The organism is Marinitenerispora sediminis, from assembly GCF_003336425.1.
In the GTDB taxonomy this organism is placed as follows: domain Bacteria; phylum Actinomycetota; class Actinomycetes; order Streptosporangiales; family Streptosporangiaceae; genus Marinitenerispora; species Marinitenerispora sediminis.
Window position 1 is genome coordinate 1 of sequence record NZ_QEIO01000264.1, and the last position, 3,461, is coordinate 3,461.

General features: G+C 74.6%; 3 protein-coding genes. 2 read left to right on the plus strand and 1 reads right to left on the minus strand.

The annotated features are described in order from the left end of the window. Nucleotides 1-65: 65 nt before the first annotated feature. Entirely contained in the window at nt 66-1,271 is a 1,206-nt protein-coding gene (locus DEF28_RS26000; RefSeq protein WP_114399585.1) for an ROK family protein, read from the minus strand. A 159-nt stretch (nt 1,272-1,430) separates the two neighbouring features. Here DEF28_RS26000 and DEF28_RS26005 point away from each other — a divergent pair, with 159 nt between their 5' ends. Both DEF28_RS26005 and DEF28_RS26010 read left to right on the plus strand, forming a co-directional pair. Continuing rightward, nucleotides 1,431-2,447, plus strand: coding sequence for a substrate-binding domain-containing protein (locus DEF28_RS26005; RefSeq protein ID WP_114399586.1), 1,017 nt, complete (start codon nt 1,431-1,433; stop codon nt 2,445-2,447). A 19-nt stretch (nt 2,448-2,466) separates the two neighbouring features. Continuing rightward, complete coding sequence (locus DEF28_RS26010) at nt 2,467-3,435, plus strand: ABC transporter permease (RefSeq protein WP_114433641.1); 969 nt, start codon at nt 2,467-2,469, stop codon at nt 3,433-3,435. The last annotated feature ends 26 nt before the right edge of the window (nt 3,436-3,461 follow it).

The window sequence follows — 3,461 nt, forward strand, 5'->3', positions numbered from 1 at the left end:
GGAGGCCGCTTTCGTGCCGGGGGCGGGTGCACGGCGGTGTCCCGCACGCCTCGGGGGGAACGGCGTCACCCCCGCGGCAGCAGCTCCGCGATCCCGGACGGCGCGAACAGCGCGTCGGCGAGCTGCTGGGCCAGCCCGATCACGCCGGACCGCTTGCCGAGCGCGGCCGGGCGGATGACCAGGCTGCGGGTGGCCAGCGGCAGCGAGCGGCGGTAGACGACCTCGCGGATGCCGGTGAGCACGTGCTCCCCGGTCAGCGCGAACTGGCCGCCGACCACCACCACGGCCGGGTTGAGGAGGCTGACCGCCCCGGCGACCGCCTCGCCGAGGATGCGGCCGGAGCGGCGGGCCAGCCGGATGGCGTGGTGGTCGCCGGACCGCAGCAGGCGCAGGGCCTCGGGCACCGCGTTCACGGTCTCCTCGTCGGCGAGGCCGGGGAACAGGTCGCGGGCGAACGCCCAGCCGCCCGCGTACGCCTCGACGCATCCCACGTTGCCGCACCGGCACAGCGCGGGCTCCGCGCCCGGGGACGGCGGCTCCTCCAGGCGGGCGGGCAGGTGGCCGATGTCGCCCGCCGCCCCCTGGGCGCCGCGCAGGATGCGGCCGTCGGCGATGATGCCGGATCCGACACCGGTGCCGACCTTGAGCATGAAGAGGTGGCCGACGCCCGGCGGGCCGGCGCGGTGCTCCCCGAACGCCATCACGTTGACGTCGTTGTCCACGAGCGCGGTGACGCCGTAGCGGCGGCGGACGTGCCCGGCGATGTCGAACCCGTCCCAGCCGAGCATGATCGGCGGGCTGACCGCGCGGCCGGCCTCGAACTCCACCGGACCGGGCACGCTGACCGCGACGCCGCGCAGCGCGGGCCCGCCGCCGGGGCCGGTCCGCGGCAGCGGGAGCCGGGCGAAGTGCTCGTCGACCGCCTTGAGCACCGGTTCGGGACCGCGGGTCACCGGGATCTCCTCGGTCCGCTCGGCCAGTACCCGGCCGCCGAGGTCGCACAGGGCGGTGCGCAGGCCCGAGGCGCCGATGTCGGCGACGAGCAGCCGCCCGGCGTCGGCGTCGAAGGCGAACCGCTCCGCGCGGCGGCCGCCGGTGGAGGCGTTCTCCCCGGCCGAGCACAGCAGGCCGGCGGAGAGCAGGGCCTCCAGGCGCTGGTTCACGGTGGAGCGGGCCATCCCGGTGGCGGCGATCACGTCGGCGCGGGTCTGGCTGCCGCGGGTACGGAACAGCCCGAGTACCTGTGCGAGTCCCTCCGCGCCGCTGTCCACCGCGTATCCTCCCTGGTCAGCCCGGTCGTCCCGACCATTATCCCGCACTCCCGCCAAAAGCCAGCGAACTTTTGATTGTCGACGACCAAAAGTAGGAGTAGGGTGCGTCACATGTTGGCGCGCGGACTCGCCCGTCCCGCCCGTTTCCGGAGGTGACCGATGTTTTCCGGACTGCGCCGCACACGCGTGCGGATCGCGGTTGCCGCCACCCTCCTGCTGACGGCGGGCTGCGGCACGGCGGACCACGGCGACCAGGTCGCCGCGGTCATCAAGGGGCTGGACAACCCCTTCTTCCTGTCCATGGCCGACGGCATCCGCTCCGCGGCCGACGGCCGGGTGGCCGTCCAGGCGGCCCAGTCGACCAGCGACACCACCGGGCAGGCGGACAAGCTCGCCGCGGTGGCGGTCCAGGACTACGGCTGCTACATCATCAACCCCATCAGCGGCACCAACCTGGTGCAGTCGCTCAGCACCCTGGCCCGCGACGGCAAGCCGGTGGTCAACATCGACAGCCCGGTCAACGCCGAGGCCGCGGAGCTGTCCGGGGCCGAGATCACCACCTACGTCGGCACCGACAACGTGGCCGCGGGCCGCACCGCCGGCGAGCACATGGCCGACCTCGCCGGCGACGGCGCCCCCGTCGCCCTGGTCGGCGGGACCGCGGGCGACGTCACCAGCGCGGCGCGGCTGCAGGGCTTCCAGGAGGCCGCCGAAGGCCGGCTCGACGTCGTGCAGACCGTGGCGGTCCAGGACTGGAGCCGGTCCGACGCGCTGACCCGGGCCGAGGAGATCCTGCGCGCCAACCCCGGCCTCGCCGGCTTCTTCGTGGCCAACGACGACATGGGGCTCGGCGTCGCCCGCGCCGTCGCCAACGCCGGGCGCACCGGCGAGGTGGCGGTGGTCAGCGTCGACGGCACCGAGGACGGGCTGGCCGGCGTGCGGCGCGGCGACCTCGCCGCGACCGTCGCCCAGTACCCGTACACGATCGGCGAGATGGGCATGGAGGCGTGCGCCGCGGCCATCGCCGGCCACGAGCTCCCCCGCACGGTGGACGCGCCCGTCGCGCTGGTCACCGGCGCCAACGTCGCCGACGCCGAGGCGGCCGCGCCCCGGCCGTTCGAGCCCTACCACGACCCCTTCGCCGAACTGCTGGGCCGCACCGGCGGCGGCAGCTGACGGACACCACGGAGATGACATGGCACAAGTGACTCTCACCGAGCGCCCGGCGCTGGGCGCCCGGGTGCGCGACATCGGCTTCTGGGCCGACTGGGCGGCGGTCATCGGCCTGGCCGGGCTGGTCGTCGTCTTCGGGATCGCCAGCCCGAGCTTCCTCACCCTCGGAAACATCGAGGCGATGCTGGTCTCGGCGGCCATCCTCGTGGTCCTCGCGGTCGGGCAGTCGTTCGTCATCGCCACCGGCGGGATCGACCTGTCCACCTCGACCACGATGACGTTCGGCGCGGTGGTCATCGGGATGCTCTACACGCACGGCTGGCCGATCGCCGCGGCCATCGCCGCCGGGGTCGCCGCCGCCGGACTCGCCGGCGCGGCCAGCGGCGTGCTCATCGCGCGCGGCCGCATCCCCGACTTCGTGGTCACCCTCGGCATGTTCTCGGTGACCACCGGGCTCGCCCTCATCCTGTCCGACGGCAAGCCCGCCGAGGTGGTGAGCGCCTTCCTGCTCGGCCTGGCCAGCGGCTCCGTCGGCCCCGTCGGCTACTTCGTGATCGTCGCGGCGGCGGTCGCGGTGGTCGCGCACGTCGTCCTGTTCCACACCCGGTTCGGGGTGCACGTGCTCGCCACCGGAGGCAACCCCGAGGGGGCGCGGGCCATGGGCGTGCGCACCCGGCGCGTCAAGCTCGCGGTCTACGTCATCGCGGGCGCGCTGTCGGGGATCGCGGCGATCCTGCTGGTCGCCCGGCTCGGCGCGGCCGAACCGGCCGCCAACACCACCTACCTGCTGAACGCGATCGCCGCGGTGGTCCTCGGCGGTGTCGCCCTCCAGGGCGGACGCGGCAGCGTCCTGGGCCCGGTGGTCGGCGCGCTGCTGCTCACCGCGCTCACCAACGGGCTCACGCTGCTCGGCGTCTCCCAGTTCTACCAGCCCCTGGCCGTCGGCTTCGTCGTGGTGGCGGCCGCCCTGCTCATGAGGTACCAGCGATGACGACCGCCCGCGTCCCTGCGACCAGC